This window comes from Ruegeria sp. AWH4_226, assembly GCF_056159225.1.
In genome coordinates, this window is the sequence record NZ_JBSWUU010000003.1 from 356,857 (window position 1) to 374,909 (window position 18,053).

The following is an 18,053-nucleotide window of genomic DNA, read 5'->3' on the forward strand; positions in this document are numbered from 1 at the left end:
GGTCAAAGGCCCGAGAACTGAGGGTTTCGTTTTTCCATGAAGGCTGCAACGCCTTCGTCCCGATCCGCTGAGGCCGCTGCCGCTGCACTTCCCAGCGCTTCGACAATCGCGTGGGCATCTTCGCCCACGGCTGTATGGATCATGTTCTTGGATATCTCGGTCGCGCGTGGGGACAGGGACTGCAATTCAGCAGTGATCTCAAGCGCGCGGGCCAGAACGTCGTCGGCCACCTCAGCGGCATAGCCCAGCGCAACGGCTCGGTCCGCACCGATGCGGCGGCCGAACAACGCCATCTCTTTCACCGCACCTTCCGCGATCAGCCGGGTCAGACGCTGCGTGCCCGACCACCCCGGCACAATGCCAATGCGGGCTTCGGGCAGGGCCAGCGTCGCGCGCGGAGCCATCAAACGCAAATCGCAGCAACTGGCCAATTCCAGCCCTCCACCAAAAGCGTGACCGTTTATGGCAGCAATGGTGGGTTTACCCAAACGAGCCAACCGGTCGAAAATGCGATGCCCATCGCGCACCCAATGGCGTGCGAATTCGGCAGGGCTAAGACCACCCCAAGCGCCAATATCTGCCCCGCAGCAGAAAGCCTTTTCCCCTGCCCCGGTTATGATTACCGCGCGGATTTCCGGTCTGCGCTCGACCTCCTGCACTCTTGCCTCCAGCGCGTCGAGCATGTCGGTGGTCAGTGCGTTCAGCTTAGCCTCATTTTCCAAGGTCAGAACCGCCACCGCACCCTCGATATGAAAGCCGATCCCGGTCATAGCTGTAGTCCCATTGGTCCGGCGGTGAGCAATGATTTTGAGATCAGGCTTGCATTCTCCGCGATTTTGACGCGCCCGCCAGACACGGCTACGATATCGCGTTGTGCATCGATGCCGGGCATGATCTCAGTGGCGACCAGACCTTCGTCCATCAGCCGGATCACGCAGCGTTCGGTCACGTAGATCACGTCCTGCCCAGTTTCACGCGCACGACGTCCCGAGAAGGTGACATGCTCAACCTGATCCACCATCTTGGTGAATTTTCCGGGGGCGTTGACGCGTATCCCGTCATCCGTCAGCTCAATCTTAGCCCCGGCCTCGAACCAGCCTGAGAAGACGATCTTTTTAGCCCGCGCAGTGATATCGACAAAGCCGCCGCAACCTGCCGTCAGATAGGGCTTCTTACCCAGCTTTGAGACGTTCACATTGCCTTCGACATCCACTTCGAGGAATGAAAGGAACGACATGTCGAACCCGCCCCCCTGAAAATAGATGAATTGCTGGGGTGATGGCACATAGGCATGCGCGTTCGAGGCACAGCCAAAGGCAAACCCCGTCAGCGGAACACCTCCCACGGCACCTTGTTCGATCGCCCATGTGATGGCGTTGGGATGCCCTTCCTCTAGCAGAATACGCGGGACCATGGCACTGATGCCAAAGCCGAGATTAGCACTCATACCTGCGCGCAGTTCCATCGCGGCCCGGCGGGCGATGACCTTTTCAACACCATTTTCGGCCAGCGCGAAGCTTGCCCACGGGCGCATGATCTGGCCGGAAATCGCCGGGTCATAGAGCGTCTCAGTCGTTTGTTTCTGATCAGGATCCTCAACCACCAGATCGATCAAGTGGCCGGGCACCCGCACATCATGCGGACGCAGGCTGCCTTCGGCAGTGACACGTTGAACTTGCGCGATCACCAGCCCACCGTGATTGCGCACGCAGATCGCTTGTTCCAGCCCGCCCAGATAGGCACCTTCGTGCTCATAGGTCAGGTTGCCAAATTCGTCCGCCGTTGTCGCCCGCAGGATGCAGACACTCGGGACGATATTCGGGAAATGTAGCCAGGTTTGGCCTGCAAACTCAGCCCGCGCGACAATGGGGTCCGCCGCCCCACGGGCGTTCATGGCGCAGCCTTCGCGCACCGGGTCGACAAAAGTATCCAACCCAACTTGCGTCAACACGCCGGGTCGATGGGCGGCGGCCTCACGATGCATGTCAAATATGATGCCTGATGGGACGTTATAGGCGGCGACCCGATCTTCAACGATCATCTTCCAGATTTCGGGCATCTCAAGGCTGGACGGACCCGAGGGGTAGGACCCGGCCAAGACCCGAGCCAACAGCCCATCTTGCGCCAGATACTCCATCCCCTTCACGCCGTACATGTCCCCGGCGGCAATGGGGTGCAGAGTGGTGATGTTGCGCGGGTGCCCTTCTTCCTTGTACCGTTCACCCAAAGCGCGCAGGACCAGATCAGGACATCCCAGCGCGGATGAAGAGGACACTGTCACAACGGCTTGGTCAGGAATGCGCGCGACCGCCGCTGCGGCTGAAACCAGTTTGGTCATTAGAAACCACCGTAGTTGATGTTGACGCGCTGACCCGTGGCCGCAGCTTCACGCACGCTCAGGGCAACAGACAGAGATTTTATACCGTCCGGCCCATCTGCCGCCGGTCGCCCCTGTCCCGACGCAGCAGCGACAAAGTCCGAAACTCCTTGAACGTAGAGATCGTGGTTCGAGAACGGGACATCTTCTGACCCGACCTCTGTCACAAGGGTAATTTCGCCAACCGGGCGCTGCGTCATGACGCCTTTTGCAAAGATCGACCCTTCGGTTCCGTGCACCTCCAGACCCGATCCGGCAAAGGGATGAGTAAAGCTTTCATGGGTCATGACCATCGCGCCCGAGGGCATGGTCCAGACTGACATACAGGAATCTTCAACGCCCTGCCCCATTCCCGAACTGGTCATCTGAGCGACCACCGATGCAGGGTCTTCTTGCAGAAGGAACCGCGTGACATCGGCGTCGTGTACAACGATATCCGGAATCACTCCGCCACCGGCATCGGCAGAATTGATGCGCCAGCCCTGCAAGTTGCCGGGCAGATGCACCGCATGATGAATACGCAGCGACAGAACCTTGCCGATCCGGCCAGATGCGATCAGCTCGCGCACGGCGCGATGACTGCCGGAGCAGCGCAAATGATGATTTGTACCAAAAGCGACGCCCGCATCCTGCGCGGCGCGCACCATTTCAACTGCTTCGTCCTGCGTCATACCCAAAGGTTTTTCACACAAGACATGCTTGCCAACCGCAATGGCCGCCATCGCCTGCGCGTGGTGCTTTTCATTCGTCGAAGAGATGTAGACGGCACCTACGGAGGGATCGGTCAGAGCTTGCTGCAACTCAGTCGTGGCATTTGGAATGCCGTGTTCAGCGGCCCAGGTTTGAACCCGGTCGGGTGAATTGCTGACAATCCAAGTCACGCTGTTGCCGGGCTGTCGACGCACTGCATTCAGCATGTGCTGCGCCGCGATTGTGCTTGCCCCAACAAATGCCCAGTGCATTAATCCCCCCCCGATTCTGGAACGTTCCAAACATTTAGTGGAACGTTCCAAGTATGGCAAGAGAAAGTTTGAAAGAGTGTTGGCTCAGCCCTCGACCCTACAGCCGAAAGGACCGGACATGGTCAGGGATCGGCACATCCTTGATGTTTCGCGGGTCAGGGATCGGCTTGCCGACCGATGTATGTACCGGGATGACACCGGCCCAGATGGGCAGGTCATAATCCTCTTCTTCGTCGACGGGGCCACCTGTCCGCATTTTGGCGCTGCCTTCCGAGATTTCCATGCCCAGCACCATGGTCGCCTTCAGGTCCTGCGCGTGATCGGGCCGCAACCCTTCATAGCGCCCCGGAAAAAGGCCATTGACGAAACGACCCAGCTTATCCAGCTTTTCCGCCGGGTCTTCGACCTTGCTTGCGGTGCCGAACAGCGTGACCGACCGCGAGTTGACCGAATGATGCATGCCGGAACGAGCCAGGACAAATCCGTCAAGGATAGCAACCGACAAACAAACCTGTGCGTCACGGGAATTGCGCAAGGCGCGGCTGGCCGAAGAACCATGCCAATAGACATGATTTCCCTCGCGCCATTGCAGCGTTGGCGTCACAAATGGCTTGCCATCGATGATGTATCCTACGCTGCACATAGGCTGCGCATCCAGAATACTGTTGATCGTCGTGCGGTCAAAATACCCCCGCTCATGCAAGCGGCGCAGGCGGCTTCGGTCTGTGACTGGCAGTGTCTCGGTCATCTTCGGAACTCGTGGTTGTTCTTGCTACAGCAGTCATGCCCGGATATTGGATATTAATAAATGTCCAATTCTGAAACTTTTTCTAAGTCCAATTTAAATCGTGACCTGTTTGCGATTTCCTTGGATACGTCGCTAACGACGTCATTACAGACGCAGTTGCGTGGGGCGTTGCACGACATCATTTCCGCGTCTCCGGATTTGGTGGGTGCGCGACTGCCTTCCAGTCGCACACTTGCATCCGAATTGTCGATTTCCAGAACAACCGTCCAAGCCGTCTATGACCAGATGATCAGCGAGGGGTATCTGGTCACGCGCCAAGGCAGCGGTACCTATGTTGCGAGTGACATCACCCACCTGTCTCAACCCCAGCCCATCTCTCGCCCGGCCGGCCCCAAAACTAAGCCGTGGCTGCCGTTTCAAACCGGCCTGCCGGATCAGTCGTTGCTGCCGAACAGGCAGTGGGCCCGCCATCTTGAACGTGCATGGCGCGCGCCCACGACCGAGCTTTTGGCGCGCCCTGATCCTCAGGGGTGGTATCCGCTGCGCGAGGCGATCTCGGATCACCTTGCTGCGTGGCGTCACCTGAACTGCGATCCGGGTCAGGTTGTAATCACCTCTGGCGCGCGCGAAGCCTTCGAAGTGATTTTCCACGGGTTGCTTGGTACAGAAAAAACCGTTGCAATCGAAGACCCGTGCTGGCCCAAGTTGCACACTATCCTAACTGATACCGGAAATCGCGCCCTGCCAGTCCGCATCGACAAAGAGGGGTTTGCCGTGGACCGGCTTCCAAACGAAGCCCACGCCGCAATCGTCACTCCATCCCGGCATTATCCGACAGGAGTCAGCCTGCCTTTGTCTCGCCGGATTGCCTTGCTGGATTGGGCGAGGCAGACCGGTGCCACAGTGATTGAAGACGATTATGACAGCGAGTTCCGCTATCGGGGGCAACCCTTGCCGTCCCTGTCCGGGTTGGATGGCCTGAACAACTCGATCTACCTTGGCAGCTTCTCAAAACTGGTCAGTCCGGCGCTTAGGATCGGATATATGGTTGTGCCAGAACGCCTGTTACAAAGAACCTTGGGCTATCTTGGACAGACCGGACCGCGCGCCTCGCTGATCCCGCAACCCGCCCTCGGAACCTTTATGAATAGCGGTGAGTTCGCAATGCATCTGCGGCGCATGCGGCGCGTATACGCGCGACGGCAGATTCATTTACTGAATGCGCTTTCCCCAGCATCCGATCTTTTGGATCTTCAGGCCGACTCATCAGGGATGCATCTGTGCGTTGGCCTTCAGGAACGTCTACTGGATCAGGCTTCCGATTTGGACGTCTGCAAGCTGGCCCACAAACACGGATTGCAGATCGGCGCAGTGTCTGAACACTGCGTCTTGCCAAACAAAATACAGGGGCTTTTGCTTGGTTATGCAGCCTTTGAGGAAAAGACACTTTCGGACGCTGCAAACCGGCTTGTTTCCGTGCTTCGGTCGGTCTGCTGACAGTGTTCAGGCGGTGCCAAGAACCGCCAAAGTTTTTTACCATCCATCAAAATACAGTGTTATTGTGATGTTAAGATTTATACACACAGCATTTTTGAGTTGAACACGCAAAAACTGCAAAAGGGGGTTTCACATGCTTCGGTTGACAGTCTGTTTTCTCACGCTTTCCTTGGGTCCCGCCTATGCAAATACGGATGCCGTCCCCAGCGAGGAAGCCGCCGAAGGACTGTTTACCGAAACCCCTTATTCACCCTACGCCAACCGTGCTTTCCCCGAACGTCCATTGTGGGGAGACACCCATTTGCACACCGGCCTGTCGCTGGATGCCGGGGCTTTTGGCAATACGCTGCTGCCGGACGAGGCATGGCGTTTCGCAAAAGGTGAACAAGTTATCTCTTCAACTGGTCAACCGGTGCGACTGGCCAGACCGCTGGACTGGATGGTGCTGACCGATCACACCGACCTGATGGGCTTTGCGCCCGACTTGCAGGCAGGCAAGCCCGGAGTACTGGCCGAACCTAAAGGGTTGGAGTGGTATGAGGGCTACACAGCCGGTGGCGAAGATGCAGCGAAAGCGGCGTTCGATATCATCACCAACTTTTCGCAGATGACCTTGCCAGAGCTTCTCTTGGAATCCTACAGTCCGGGTGCGGATGCGTTTGCTTTCACGTGGGAACAGATTGTACTGGCCGCCGAACGCCATAATGATCCCGGCAATTTCACCGCTTTCATAGGGTTTGAATGGACCTCGGTCCCGAAAGGGTTCAACCTGCACCGCAATGTCATGTTACGCGATGGTCCGATCCGGGCACTACAGATGGTGCCGCCCGTGACACAACCCCCATATGGGGATACCGATCCGAAGGCGCTCTATGCCTGGCTTGAGGAATATCAGTCAGAAACCGGTGGTCGTGCCATCGCGTTTGCGCATAACGGAAACCTGTCAAACGGTTGGATGTTCCCGACCGAAGACACCTATCACGGCGGAAAGGTTGATGAGGAATACGTAAGCAACCGCGCCAAGTGGGAACCGCATTACGAGGTCACGCAAATCAAGGGCGATGGTGAGGCGCACCCTTTCCTCAGCCCGGACGATCCCTTCGCCGACTATGAAAACTGGGATGTCGGCAACCTCGACATAAGCGAATTGAAGACAGATGACATGCTGGCCGGCGAATATGCCCGCGAAGCCCTGAAACGGGGCTTGGCGCTGGAAGAGAAGTTCGGCGTGAACCCCTATAAGTTCGGAATGGGCGGCGCCACTGACAGCCACACATCCCTTACCACCGCGGAAGAAGAGAACTATTTCGGCAAATCCGTCAGCGCCGAACCGTCGGCCACACGGGTACTGCATCCGTTTGTCGAAAGCGATAAAGGCGTTATCGAAGGCCACACGCTGGTTGCATCCGGATACACTGCGGTGTGGGCCACCGACAACACGCGCGCCGCAATCTTCGATGCGTTCAAGCGGCGCGAGACCTATGCAACGACTGGCCCTCGGATAGGCCTGCGGTTCTTTGGCGGCTGGGAGTTTGATGACAGCGATCTTGAAACCAGATTCATTGCTAAAGTCGGCTATACCAAGGGCGTGCCCATGGGCAGTGATCTGCGCCCCCGCGAAGGGGATGGTGCCCCGACTTTTCTGATCGGTGCGTTGCGTGACCCGATCGGGGCCAATCTGGATCGGGTTCAGGTCGTCAAAGGCTGGTTGGATACTGACGGTATGCTGCAAGAACAGGTGTATAATGTGGCCTGGTCTGATGATCGCGCCATTGATGCTGATGGCAACCTGCCCGAGGTCGGCAACACCGTGGATCTGGATACCGCAAGCTGGACAAACAGGATCGGCACATCCGAATTGATCACGGTATGGACCGACCCCGATTTCAACCCGGATGAGCGCGCCTTTTACTATGCGCGGGTTCTTGAAATTCCAACCCCGCGCTGGGTTTTGTATGACAAGCTGCGCTTTGGCGTCGACCTGCCTGCGGAGGCCCAGCTGATCCATCAGGAACGCGCCTACTCCTCGCCGATCTGGTACACGCCAGGCGAATGAAACAGCCAGGACGCACACCCGCGTCGAGGCGTTCCGAGAAACGTCTCGACACTGGGTCACAGCATTGGTTTTCATGAAGAACCCGCCCATCAGCCATTTGACTTGCGTCACAACGCGACCCTACGATTGACGCAAGTAACGACTTGGTTTCAGGACTGTTCATGCGCATTTTGAAAGAGCCCCTGCTTCACTTCGTTCTGATTGGAGCAGCCATATTTGGCTGGTTTTCTCTGGTCGGCCAAACGGGCGAAACACCTGAGCGGCCCGATACAATAGTGATCGACAATGGCGAAATTGACCTTTTGGCGGCCCGTTTTGAAACCACTTGGAAACGCGCACCACGCAGTGATGAATTGCAAGCTCTGATCGATGCAAGGATACGTGAAGAGGTTCTCGTGCGCGCAGCGCGCAAGCTGGGGCTGGATCGCGGAGATCAGATTGTCCGGGCGCGGCTGGCGCAAAAGATGAACTTTCTGTTCGATGGGATTGCGTCATCCGTGGTCCCCGAGGACGATACGCTTAACACATATCTCGCGGAAAATGCCGGGCGGTTTACAGTGCCGGCGCAGCTTGCATTCGATCAGATTTTTCTTGGCGTTCAACCAGTATCGGATGAAATCGACCGGGCGTTTTCCGAACTGCAAGCAGGTAAGGATTGGTCTGAGATCGGCCTGGGATCTTTGATGCCAAGCTCTCTACCTCTGTCAGCTTCCAGTGCCATCGATGGCACGTTTGGTCAGGGGTTTTCAAGCTCGCTGTTTGTGGTGGAGCCGCGCGAGTGGATAGGTCCGATCCAATCTGGTTATGGGCAGCACCTTGTCAGGATTACCGAAACACGGCCAGAAGTCCTGCCGCCTTTGAATGAGATTCGGGAAGAAGTTTTGGCGGCATGGCGCCGGGACAAAGCGCGGGAACTGGCTGAGGCGCAGTATGAAAACCTTGCCGCGCAATACCGCATTCAAACACCGGACCCTCAGGAATGAAGGGGCTGCTTGGTTTTATGCTGGCGATATGGCTGGTCTGTGTGCCTGGAACCGGCCATGCGCATGCCCTTGACCCCGGATATCTGGACCTGAAACAGCTTGCCCCCAATACATGGCAGGTGCTTTGGCGCATACCGGATGTAAATGGTCAACCGATGCAGATCGACGCCGTTCTGCCTGCGTCCTGCACTCCGGCGCAGGGGCCGCAGCCCTTTTTCGACAAGGCCGCCTGGGTTTCTTCCTGGATCGCCGAATGCAATACCCAAATCGCCGGTCAGGCTGTTACCATTCAGGGCCTGGAACGGCAGCGCAACGACGTTTTGCTGCGGTATCAACCCTTGGACGCCTCGGCTGTGACACTTCGACTCACACCCGAGACGGCTGTTCTGAACCTGCCTGAGAATCCATCCACTTCATCCGTTTTCGTAAGTTACTTCTGGCTCGGCTTCGAGCATATCCTGGAAGGTTTGGACCACCTTTTGTTCGTTTTCGCCCTGTTTGTTCTGGTGCGTGATCCATGGAGCTTAATCGGGGCTGTGACAGCTTTTACCGTGGCGCATTCGATCACGCTGGCGCTGGCCACACTTGGTGTGTTGCACGTTCCGTCGGCCCCGGTCGAGGCCGTGATCGCCCTTTCAATCGTGTTTATGGCGCTGGAAATCCTCAAACACAAAGACGGTAAAGTCAGGTTGTCCGAGCAATTTCCCTGGATTGTCTGCTTTTGTTTCGGCCTTTTGCACGGGCTTGGCTTTGCCGGTGCCCTGTCCGAGATTGGCCTGCCCCCCGAGGATATTCCAACCGCTCTTTTGGCCTTTAATGTGGGGGTCGAAGCGGGGCAGCTTGTTTTCGTCGCGGGTCTTTCACTTGGGCTATTCCTATGGCGCCATGTGATACGACCGTTTCCATTAGGGTCCGAGACAATTGCAAGGTCGATCACTGGCTATGCTATCGGGTGTGTGTCGATTTTCTGGCTTGTCCAGCGTGTGAATGGTTTTTAAAGATGGCTCTCTGGACGGTGGGAGATGCGAGGCGGCGCCGTGTTTGATAGTGCAACCCCAACGAAGAAATTAACACGAAGCGCATACTACATATTGACAACGACTTACTTCCAAACCCAATATGAAGTTGCTTCGGTGATTTCGATTCCGATCGAAAACTAAGAGGGAAACCGGTGAAATTCCGGCGCTGCCCCCGCAACTGTAAGCGGAAAGTTCGGCTGAACACGCCACTGAAACAGTGTTTTTGGGAAGGCCAGCCTGAACGTTGATCCGCGAGCCAGGAGACCTGCCGCAAGCAAGAACGATAACCACGAACGGAGGGTTCGGGGGCGTGCGCAGGGAAGGTCTGCGCGATGGCGTCCTCGGCTTTTGACGAAAAGGACAGAGGACAGATGAGCATTACCGTGTATTCCAAACCCGCATGCGTGCAATGTACCGCCACCACCCGCGCGCTGGATGCAAAAGGTATCACCTATGACGTGGTTGACCTGACGCAGGATGACAGCGCCATGACCCACGTGACTGAGCTGGGATATCGTCAAGCTCCTGTTGTTGTCGCCGGAAGCGATCACTGGTCCGGGTTTCGGCCTGACATGATCGCTCAGCTGGTCTGATCCGTGGCGGCGCCGAGCCCGGCGCTGGTCTATTTTTCATCGAAATCGGGAAATACCCATCGCTTTGTTACGCGACTGGGCCTGCCTGCTTTGCGCATTCCGATGCAGATAGACCAGATGCCACGCCCCTCGCACCCGTATGTTCTGATCTGCCCGACCTACGCAGATGGCCAAGGGCGCGGCGCTGTGCCGAAACAGGTCATTGGGTTCCTGAACGATCCGGACAGGCGCGCCGGGATCGCTGGGGTTATCGGCGCCGGGAACCGAAATTTCGGTGCGACCTATGCCCTTGCCGGTCGCATCATTGCCCAAAAATGCAACGTGCCACTGCTGTATTCCTTTGAGCTGGCCGGCACCGAAACCGATATCGCCCGCGTGCGCGCAGGCCTTGAGAAACTAGGGAGACACCTATGCTCGACAGCAGCCTAAACGAGCAGGACTATCACGCGCTGAACGCGATGCTTAACCTCTATGATGGCGAGGGGAAGATCCGGTTCGACGCGGACCGCATGGCCGCGCGGCAGTATTTCCTGCAGCATGTGAATCAGAACACCGTGTTCTTCCACTCGCTGGATGAAAAGCTGGGGTATCTGGTTTCCGAGGGCTATTATGAAGAAGCCGTTCTGGATCAGTATTCCAAGAATTTTATGCGCAAAATCTGGGATGCGGCTTACGCTAAAAAGTTCCGCTTTCCGACCTTCCTAGGCGCGTTCAAGTATTACACGTCATACACGCTAAAAACCCGTGACGGGCAGCGCTTTCTGGAGCGTTACGAAGACCGTGTTGTGATGACCGCACTGGCACTGGCCCGAGGGGATGAGGCGCTGGCCATGTCCTTCATGGAAGAGATTCTGGATGGCCGGTTCCAGCCCGCGACCCCAACTTTTCTGAATGCGGGCAAAGCCTCACGCGGGGAGTTGATCTCGTGCTTCCTGCTGCGGTTGGAAGACAACATGGAAAGCATTGGTCGCGGCATCAATTCGGCCCTTCAGCTGTCCAAACGCGGCGGCGGGGTCGCGTTATTGCTGACCAATATCCGCGAACACGGGGCTCCGATCAAAGGCATCGAAAACCAGTCCTCAGGCGTGATCCCGGTGATGAAGCTACTGGAGGACAGCTTTTCTTATGCCAATCAGCTGGGCGCACGGCAAGGCGCTGGTGCGGTCTATCTGAACGCGCACCACCCCGACATCATGCGGTTCCTCGATACCAAGCGCGAAAACGCGGATGAGAAAATCCGTATCAAAACGCTTTCTCTGGGCGTAGTGATCCCCGATATCACCTTCGAACTGGCGAAGAAAAACGCCGATATGTATCTGTTCTCACCGCATGATGTGGAAAAGGTCTATGGCGTTCCGTTCTCGGAAATCTCGGTCTCCGAGAAGTATCACGAGATGGTAGATGACAAGCGTATCCGCAAATCCAAAGTAAACGCACGTGAATTCTTCCAGACTATTGCAGAGATCCAGTTCGAATCCGGCTACCCCTATGTGATGTTCGAAGACACGGTGAACCGGATGAACCCCATTGCGGGCCGGATCAACATGTCGAACCTGTGTTCCGAGATTTTGCAGGTGAACGAGGCGTCCGAGTTCAACGATGACCTCAGCTATTCGCATCTGGGCACGGATATCTCCTGCAACCTCGGTTCGCTGAACATCGCCAAGGCCATGGATGGTGGTGATCTTGGGCGCACCGTTGGGGCCGCGATCCGGGCGCTGACCGCAGTGTCCGAGATGTCGGCGATTGACTCGGTGCCCTCGGTGCGCCGGGGCAATGACGAAAGCCACGCGATTGGTCTGGGTCAGATGAACCTGCACGGGTTTCTTGCGCGCGAACATATTCACTATGGCAGTGCGGAAGGCGTTGAATTTACGTCCGTTTACTTTGCCGCTGTAGCCTATCACGCGATCCGTACCTCCTGCGATCTGGCGCAAGAGCGGGGCGCGCCGTTCAAAGGGTTCGAGGAGTCAGATTATGCCTCGGGTGTTTTCTTCGACAAATACACGACTCGTGACTGGTTGCCGGAAAGCGACAGGGTGAAAGGTCTGTTCGATGGCATGACCCTGCCCACACGCGACGATTGGACCAAGTTGAAAACCGATGTGATGAAACACGGGCTTTATAATCGCAACCTGCAGGCGGTGCCGCCCACCGGGTCAATCAGCTATATCAACAACTCGACCTCTTCCATCCACCCCATCGTCTCAAAGATCGAAATCCGGAAAGAGGGCAAGATCGGCCGCGTCTACTACCCGGCGGCTTTCATGAACAATGATAACCTAGAATACTACCGCGATGCCTATGAGATTGGCCCCGAGGCGCTGATCGACACATACGCGGCGGCCACCGAACATGTCGATCAGGGCCTGTCTCTGACCCTGTTCTTCCCGGCCGAGGCCACGACCCGCGATATCAACCGCGCGCAGATCTATGCGTGGAAGAAAGGCATCAAAACCATCTACTACGTACGTCTGCGCCAGGAGGCCCTTGAAGGGACCGAGGTGCAAGGCTGCGTATCCTGCTCGTTGTAAGGGGAAGTGAAATGAAAGACATGATTCAAACCAAGATCCCCCGCGCCATCAACTGGAACCGGCTGGAGGATGACAAGGACCTTGAGGTCTGGAACCGCCTGACGGTCAATTTCTGGCTGCCCGAGAAAGTGCCGCTGTCCAACGATATCCAAAGCTGGGCGACGCTAACGGACCACGAAAAGCAACTGACCATCCGCGTCTTCACTGGCCTGACCCTGCTGGACACGATTCAGAATACGGTTGGTGCACCTGCTCTGATGCCCGATGCCGTCACTCCGCATGAAGAGGCCGTGCTGACCAACATCGCCTTTATGGAGGCCGTGCACGCGCGCAGCTACTCTTCGATCTTCTCGACGCTCTGTTCGACCAAAGAGATCGACGAAGCCTTCCGCTGGTCCGAAGAAAACCCTCATCTGCAGGCCAAGGCTGAGGCAATCCTGAACACGTATGCCCCTGGTAACGACCCACTGAAGCGCAAGATCGCTTCGGTGTTTCTGGAAAGCTTCATGTTTTATTCCGGCTTCTACCTGCCAATGTACTGGTCCAGCCGCGCCAAGCTGACGAACACCGCCGACCTGATCCGCCTGATTATTCGGGATGAAGCCGTGCATGGCTATTACATCGGCTATAAATTCCAACGTGGCTATGAAAAGCTTCCGGAAGATGAGCAACAGGAACTTAAGGACTACGCCTTCTCGCTGATGTTTGAGCTTTACGACATCGAAAATCAGTACACTGAAGAACTGTATGACGAGATCGGTCTGACCGAAGACGTAAAGGTGTTCCTGCACTACAATGCCAACAAGGCGTTGCAAAACCTTGGCTTCGAGGCGCTGTTTCCACCAGAGGTTGCTGAGGTGAACCCGGCTATCCTGGCCGCGCTCAGCCCCGACAGTGAGAACCACGACTTTTTCTCGGGTTCGGGATCATCCTATGTCATCGGCAAGGCTGTCGCGACCGAAGACGAAGACTGGGATTTCTAAACCTTGGTTTCAAACGAGAAGCGCGGGCTGGCGCTTCTCGCTTTTGCAGCGTTTGTCCTGTCATCACATGATTGGCGCACGACGCGTCCGGGTGATTAAATCCTGAATAAAGGGCAATGCGCCTTAGGGTCTTCTGCCCCCAACGCACGTGGGTCAGGCATCGGAGTTATGCTGCGGCAGACTCTCACTCCACTCACGCAATGCGTCCAAAAACCCAAGCGCGGTGCGTCCCCTCTTGGTTATCTCGTAGTGGACTGAGATTGGTGCAGTATCCATCACCTCACGCCGAACCAACCCTTGCGCCTCAAGCTGGCGCAGACGTTCGGCAATCATCTTTTTACTGGCACCGCCCACCATTCGGGACAAATCGTTAAAACGTACAGGACCGTCCTTGAGGTGCCACAGGATTGATCCCGTCCATTTTCCGCCGATGATCCGCATGCCGCGCTCAATCGCACAAGGCTCTGTACAGGCTTCATAAACCTGTCTTCGTCCCTTGGTATCATCTTCGACCCGAGCCCGCATTGCGCACCTCCGTAGGTATAAAGGTAGGTTACAAAAAGTATACTGGTTGCTTTTCCATCTCAGGAAACACAACTTTCCCTTCAAGCCGCTTTAAGTCAAGCGTCAATCAGTCAATTGAACGAGGTTTCAGACATGAGCAACATTCTGATCATCAACGGTACGCAGCCCTATGAATTTGCCCCGGGCAGGCTAAACGCAAGCTTTGCGCAAAGGGCGCAAGAGGCCATGGCCGCAAAAGGAAACGAAGTGCGACTGACGACCATTGCAGATGGGTATGACGTCGAAGCCGAGGTTGCGTCGCATGTTTGGGCCGATGTGATCATCATGCAATTTCCGGTGAATTGGATGGGAACACCCTGGGTGTTCAAAAAGTACATGGACGATGTCTATACCGCCGGAATGGATGGGCGTTTATGTGCTGGCGATGGCCGTACGACAGAGGCTCCAAAAGCAAACTATGGGATGGGCGGAACACTCAAGGGAACCAAGTACATGTTGTCCGTGACATTCAACGCACCAAAAGAAGCGTTCAATGACCCGTCAGAACCCTTCTTTCAAGGCGGTAGCGTCGATGACCTGCTGCGCCCGGTTCATCTGAACGCCAAGTTCTTTGCTTTGGAGCAGTTACCAACCTTCGCCGCGTTTGATGTCATGAAAAACCCCGAGATAGAGGCGGATTTCAAACGGTTTGATGCGCACCTGAACTCTGTTTTCCCGGAGATCGCATATGTCCCAGCCTGATATCCACCTATATACTGCGGCCACCATGAACGGATACAAGCCGGTTATCTTCCTTGAGGAGGCTGGCATTCCCTACGACCTGACCTCCATCAATTTTTCAAAACAGGAACAGAAAGCGCCGGACTATCTGAAACTCAACCCAAACGGCAAAATCCCGGTGATTGAGGACCGGGCCGAGGGGCGTGCAATTTTTGAAAGCGGTGCAATCCTTTGGCACCTGGCTGAGAAATACGGGGCGTTCCTTCCCGCAGACCCAGTCAAACGGTCCGAGGTGATGCAGTGGATGTTTTTTCAGGTTGGCCATGTCGGTCCGATGATGGGTCAGGCCATGTATTTTCAGCACATCGCAGCCCCAAACGGACATGAAGAACCGTTCTCAATCAAACGCTATGTCGACGAATCGCGACGCCTGCTTGAGGTTCTGAACACACATCTGGAAGGCCGCGAATGGCTGGCCGCCGGGGAATACACGATCGCGGATATGATGGTTTATCCGTGGGCACGCGCCTATGTCTGGGCACGCGCAAATGTTGATGGCTTACCTCACCTTCAGGCCTGGTTCGACCGTATTGACGTGCGCCCATCCGTGCAAAAGGCATTGACCATTCCCAAGGCAAATCCGCATTTTTGGGACGCAAATGCCGATGCCAGCGCCTTTGCAAGGGAAAACGCTGAGCGGTTTGCCGGTGATGTCAAAAAGGACTGACCAATTCCCACAAAATCAGTCGTCGGCCTAATTGGTCTGGCAGGTAAACACTGACTGGTTTCGCGGGACGACTATGACCAAAGTCAAATCAGATCTGTACTGTGCACCGTGGCCGAACAATTTGATCACGTCTGGCCACGGAAGCATGCTAAGATGATCCCGCTGATTTCCTGGGTGCGATCTGATGATAAGGTCCTGTATTGCATTTGTACTGTTGACCAGCACGTTGACATTCCTGCCTGTTGCGGCGGTGTCATGCGGGTTTCACACGGTGACGGCGCGTGAAAGCATAGTCAGTTCCCTGATGGAGGGAACGGTGGTGGTGATGGCCACAACCGATCCTGACATGCCCTTTCAGTACAAAGCGTCCGAAGCAATCAAAGGAGATTTGACGGCAGCAGAGATACCCTTTCTTGTGGACAGTACAACACGCAGAAAGCTCGGCACCAATGCGGACGGCAGGGTTTTGTTCGCAAAGAATGCCAAGACCGGAAAATGGGCGCGGTTGGCCTATATCGACGCATCGAACAGGCAGGTTTTCCAGCATATCCTTTCAAATCTTGAGGCGTGGTCAACTCAGCGCGCCAGCCGCTACCAGTTCTTCGGATCGCTTCTCAGCCACAAAGAGCCTTCAATACGGAACATGGCCCTGACCGAGCTTGACCAGGCTCCGTATAATATTCTGCAAACCCTGGACACCAGTTCAGACACAGACACGCTGATGAGCAACTTTTCAAACCCTCGCGAGTTGTACCTGAAACCTGTCAAAATCCTTGCCCTTGGTTTCAGCAAGTCTGAGGTTGCTGGGCAGTTTCTGCATCAAGGGTTTAACCGTTCGCTCGTCCATTCACAGGACAGACTGCTTGGTGCCTACGCGACTGCGATTATTGAAAGGGACGGATTACAAGGCGTGAAAAAACTGAGCACAGCAATTTCTACCGTGCCTCACCTAAGCGCCGACAGCAAGGATGCAGTCTTCCAGGCGATGATGATTCATTATCTGCACGGACAACGCCAAACACGAGGTGTCATTGCAAGAACTCTGCGCGATTGGATCGTGAACGATCCGGGTTTTTCAGAAATCGCTCGAAACACCGGTGCCACGCGCCCGGATAGCTTGGTTACGTCCCAGCGCCGGGGAATTCGATTCTGAGGGTCAGGCGCGTTGCGGGTTTTGCAGACCCTGCGTCGTACTGGTGCAGGACTGAACAAGTTCATCACTTTCTTCGAAGTCTTAATGATACCTCACAAGGAATACCCTTTTCCAATGACAAAGGGACAAACTGCCAGCAGAACCTTTAACTTCCTCGCGTCTCTCAGGTGGTTTTGCAGCAAACCACCCGGCGACAAAAATAACTTTGACCGATAAAGGTGTGACTTGAGCAAGATTCGTTTCAGCGATGTCTAATATCGCCAAAGAAATATGCCACTACCGTCCCATGGACATAAAGCAGCATTGCGACTTTAATAAACTGATCGCCAAGCTCGCAGGTTAAGGCTTTCTTGCCCGTGATGCCTGAGAAGCCCCGAAAAACACCGTATTGACTTGAGCACTCGGCATAGGAGCGATGGATTCAACGTAGGGCTGGCGCTCTGAGCGGCCTTGGTCGGCGGTCCCGAGGAACTGAGTTGCAACGAGAGTTAGACCACGCGCCAGAACATGCCAATCTGAACACGCTGATCTCTTTGAACGTGGCCCCGGCAGGATTTGGCCGCGAGGCTATTGCGCGGCAGAGGGCGGAGACTCTTCCTTAACATCGTCTGCTCTTCTTGGTTCAGCGGGATTTGGAAAAGCCGAACGCCCTTGGCCATCAGGATGAGGGCGCGGCCCTTCCCCACGGGCAAATCTACTGTTCAGGGCCGTGTCTTCGGCTGTGCCTGAGGACTTGTACCACTCTTGTCGAATAGCGTTGCTTCGCCCCCATCCGCGTTCGCCACGTGGCTGATCAACAGGTACAGGCGCCTTCGGTGTCTGATCTGCAAATCAGCCCTGATTTTCCAGAAAGGTAAGTCAGGATCATTGAAATCGGTCTAGGCGCCGATTGAAGAAACTGAGGCGAAAATGGCAAGATTCTGTCGCTAGTGGCAGAACCATGTATAGTTTTGCAAGGAAATGTGGAGCGTCACGAAACTTTGACTCTTTTCGTACCTAAAACCTCAAGAAACAGTAAAACAAAGTCCTTTAATGCTGACTCAAACTGCGAAGCAGCCGTGCATTCGCCACGCAGCTAAGGTCTGAAAAGAGCCCTTGGATGAGTTTGGGACGCGGAGACGCTTGCGCTAAAACTACAATACGCGGAGACCGCGCGTCTTTCCAGCGAATCGTGCG

General features: G+C 55.7%; 16 protein-coding genes and 1 riboswitch. Of the genes, 11 read left to right on the plus strand and 5 right to left on the minus strand.

The annotated features are described in order from the left end of the window. Window positions 1-2: 2 nt before the first annotated feature. The 4 genes from ACXAET_RS20140 to ACXAET_RS20155 all read right to left on the minus strand — a co-directional run bounded on the left by ACXAET_RS20140 (window position 3) and on the right by ACXAET_RS20155 (window position 4,087). Complete coding sequence (locus ACXAET_RS20140) at window positions 3-770, minus strand: enoyl-CoA hydratase/isomerase family protein (RefSeq protein ID WP_475189610.1); 768 nt, start codon at window positions 768-770, stop codon at window positions 3-5. Further along, the gene (locus tag ACXAET_RS20145; RefSeq protein ID WP_475189614.1) at window positions 767-2,338 is read right to left on the minus strand and encodes an acyl CoA:acetate/3-ketoacid CoA transferase; all 1,572 of its coding nucleotides are present in this window, start codon (window positions 2,336-2,338) and stop codon (window positions 767-769) included. The genes ACXAET_RS20140 and ACXAET_RS20145 overlap by 4 nt, the downstream gene beginning before the upstream one ends. Next, window positions 2,338-3,339, minus strand: coding sequence for a Gfo/Idh/MocA family protein (locus ACXAET_RS20150; protein ID WP_475189618.1), 1,002 nt, complete (start codon window positions 3,337-3,339; stop codon window positions 2,338-2,340). The genes ACXAET_RS20145 and ACXAET_RS20150 overlap by 1 nt, the downstream gene beginning before the upstream one ends. Window positions 3,340-3,436: 97 nt before the next feature. Further along, the gene (locus tag ACXAET_RS20155; RefSeq protein WP_475189623.1) at window positions 3,437-4,087 is read right to left on the minus strand and encodes a pyridoxamine 5'-phosphate oxidase family protein; all 651 of its coding nucleotides are present in this window, start codon (window positions 4,085-4,087) and stop codon (window positions 3,437-3,439) included. A 60-nt stretch (window positions 4,088-4,147) separates the two neighbouring features. Here ACXAET_RS20155 and pdxR point away from each other — a divergent pair, with 60 nt between their 5' ends. The 8 genes from pdxR to nrdF all read left to right on the plus strand — a co-directional run bounded on the left by pdxR (window position 4,148) and on the right by nrdF (window position 13,752). After that, the gene (gene pdxR / locus ACXAET_RS20160) at window positions 4,148-5,584 is read left to right on the plus strand and encodes a MocR-like pyridoxine biosynthesis transcription factor PdxR (RefSeq protein WP_475189627.1); all 1,437 of its coding nucleotides are present in this window, start codon (window positions 4,148-4,150) and stop codon (window positions 5,582-5,584) included. A 133-nt stretch (window positions 5,585-5,717) separates the two neighbouring features. Continuing rightward, window positions 5,718-7,640 (plus strand): DUF3604 domain-containing protein, encoded by a 1,923-nt coding sequence (locus tag ACXAET_RS20165; RefSeq protein ID WP_475189630.1) that lies wholly within the window; start codon window positions 5,718-5,720, stop codon window positions 7,638-7,640. A 161-nt stretch (window positions 7,641-7,801) separates the two neighbouring features. After that, window positions 7,802-8,623 carry a peptidyl-prolyl cis-trans isomerase gene (locus tag ACXAET_RS20170; RefSeq protein ID WP_475189634.1) on the plus strand — a complete coding sequence of 274 codons (822 nt, stop codon included), beginning with the start codon at window positions 7,802-7,804 and terminating at the stop codon, window positions 8,621-8,623. Further along, window positions 8,620-9,621 (plus strand): HupE/UreJ family protein, encoded by a 1,002-nt coding sequence (locus ACXAET_RS20175; RefSeq protein WP_475189637.1) that lies wholly within the window; start codon window positions 8,620-8,622, stop codon window positions 9,619-9,621. Before ACXAET_RS20170 ends, ACXAET_RS20175 begins: the two co-directional genes overlap by 4 nt. A gap of 116 nt (window positions 9,622-9,737) precedes the next feature. Next, window positions 9,738-9,930: riboswitch (cobalamin riboswitch) on the plus strand. Between the two features lie 83 nt (window positions 9,931-10,013). Next, a complete protein-coding gene (gene nrdH / locus ACXAET_RS20180; protein ID WP_170480293.1) occupies window positions 10,014-10,235 on the plus strand; it encodes a glutaredoxin-like protein NrdH in 222 nt (73 codons plus the stop codon). 24 nt (window positions 10,236-10,259) lie between these two features. Further along, a complete protein-coding gene (nrdI, locus tag ACXAET_RS20185; protein WP_475190179.1) occupies window positions 10,260-10,664 on the plus strand; it encodes a class Ib ribonucleoside-diphosphate reductase assembly flavoprotein NrdI in 405 nt (134 codons plus the stop codon). Then, window positions 10,646-12,769 carry a class 1b ribonucleoside-diphosphate reductase subunit alpha gene (nrdE, locus tag ACXAET_RS20190; RefSeq protein ID WP_475189646.1) on the plus strand — a complete coding sequence of 708 codons (2,124 nt, stop codon included), beginning with the start codon at window positions 10,646-10,648 and terminating at the stop codon, window positions 12,767-12,769. Before nrdI ends, nrdE begins: the two co-directional genes overlap by 19 nt. A gap of 11 nt (window positions 12,770-12,780) precedes the next feature. Next, on the plus strand, window positions 12,781-13,752 hold the full coding sequence (gene nrdF / locus ACXAET_RS20195; protein ID WP_475189650.1) for a class 1b ribonucleoside-diphosphate reductase subunit beta: 972 nt from the start codon (window positions 12,781-12,783) through the stop codon (window positions 13,750-13,752). A gap of 153 nt (window positions 13,753-13,905) precedes the next feature. On the opposite strand, the gene ACXAET_RS20200 is transcribed toward nrdF, so the two are convergent. Then, on the minus strand, window positions 13,906-14,277 hold the full coding sequence (locus ACXAET_RS20200) for a winged helix-turn-helix transcriptional regulator (RefSeq protein ID WP_068340061.1): 372 nt from the start codon (window positions 14,275-14,277) through the stop codon (window positions 13,906-13,908). Window positions 14,278-14,409: 132 nt separating this feature from the next. Here ACXAET_RS20200 and ACXAET_RS20205 point away from each other — a divergent pair, with 132 nt between their 5' ends. The 3 genes from ACXAET_RS20205 (at window position 14,410) to ACXAET_RS20215 (ending at window position 16,877) form a co-directional block, all read left to right on the plus strand. Beyond that, window positions 14,410-15,018 (plus strand): NAD(P)H-dependent oxidoreductase, encoded by a 609-nt coding sequence (locus ACXAET_RS20205; RefSeq protein ID WP_475189653.1) that lies wholly within the window; start codon window positions 14,410-14,412, stop codon window positions 15,016-15,018. Next, window positions 15,005-15,724, plus strand: a complete 720-nt coding sequence (locus ACXAET_RS20210; protein ID WP_475189655.1) for a glutathione S-transferase family protein — start codon at window positions 15,005-15,007, stop codon at window positions 15,722-15,724. The genes ACXAET_RS20205 and ACXAET_RS20210 overlap by 14 nt, the downstream gene beginning before the upstream one ends. Window positions 15,725-15,908: 184 nt before the next feature. Beyond that, window positions 15,909-16,877 (plus strand): hypothetical protein, encoded by a 969-nt coding sequence (locus ACXAET_RS20215; RefSeq protein WP_475189657.1) that lies wholly within the window; start codon window positions 15,909-15,911, stop codon window positions 16,875-16,877. Window positions 16,878-18,053 lie beyond the last annotated feature (1,176 nt).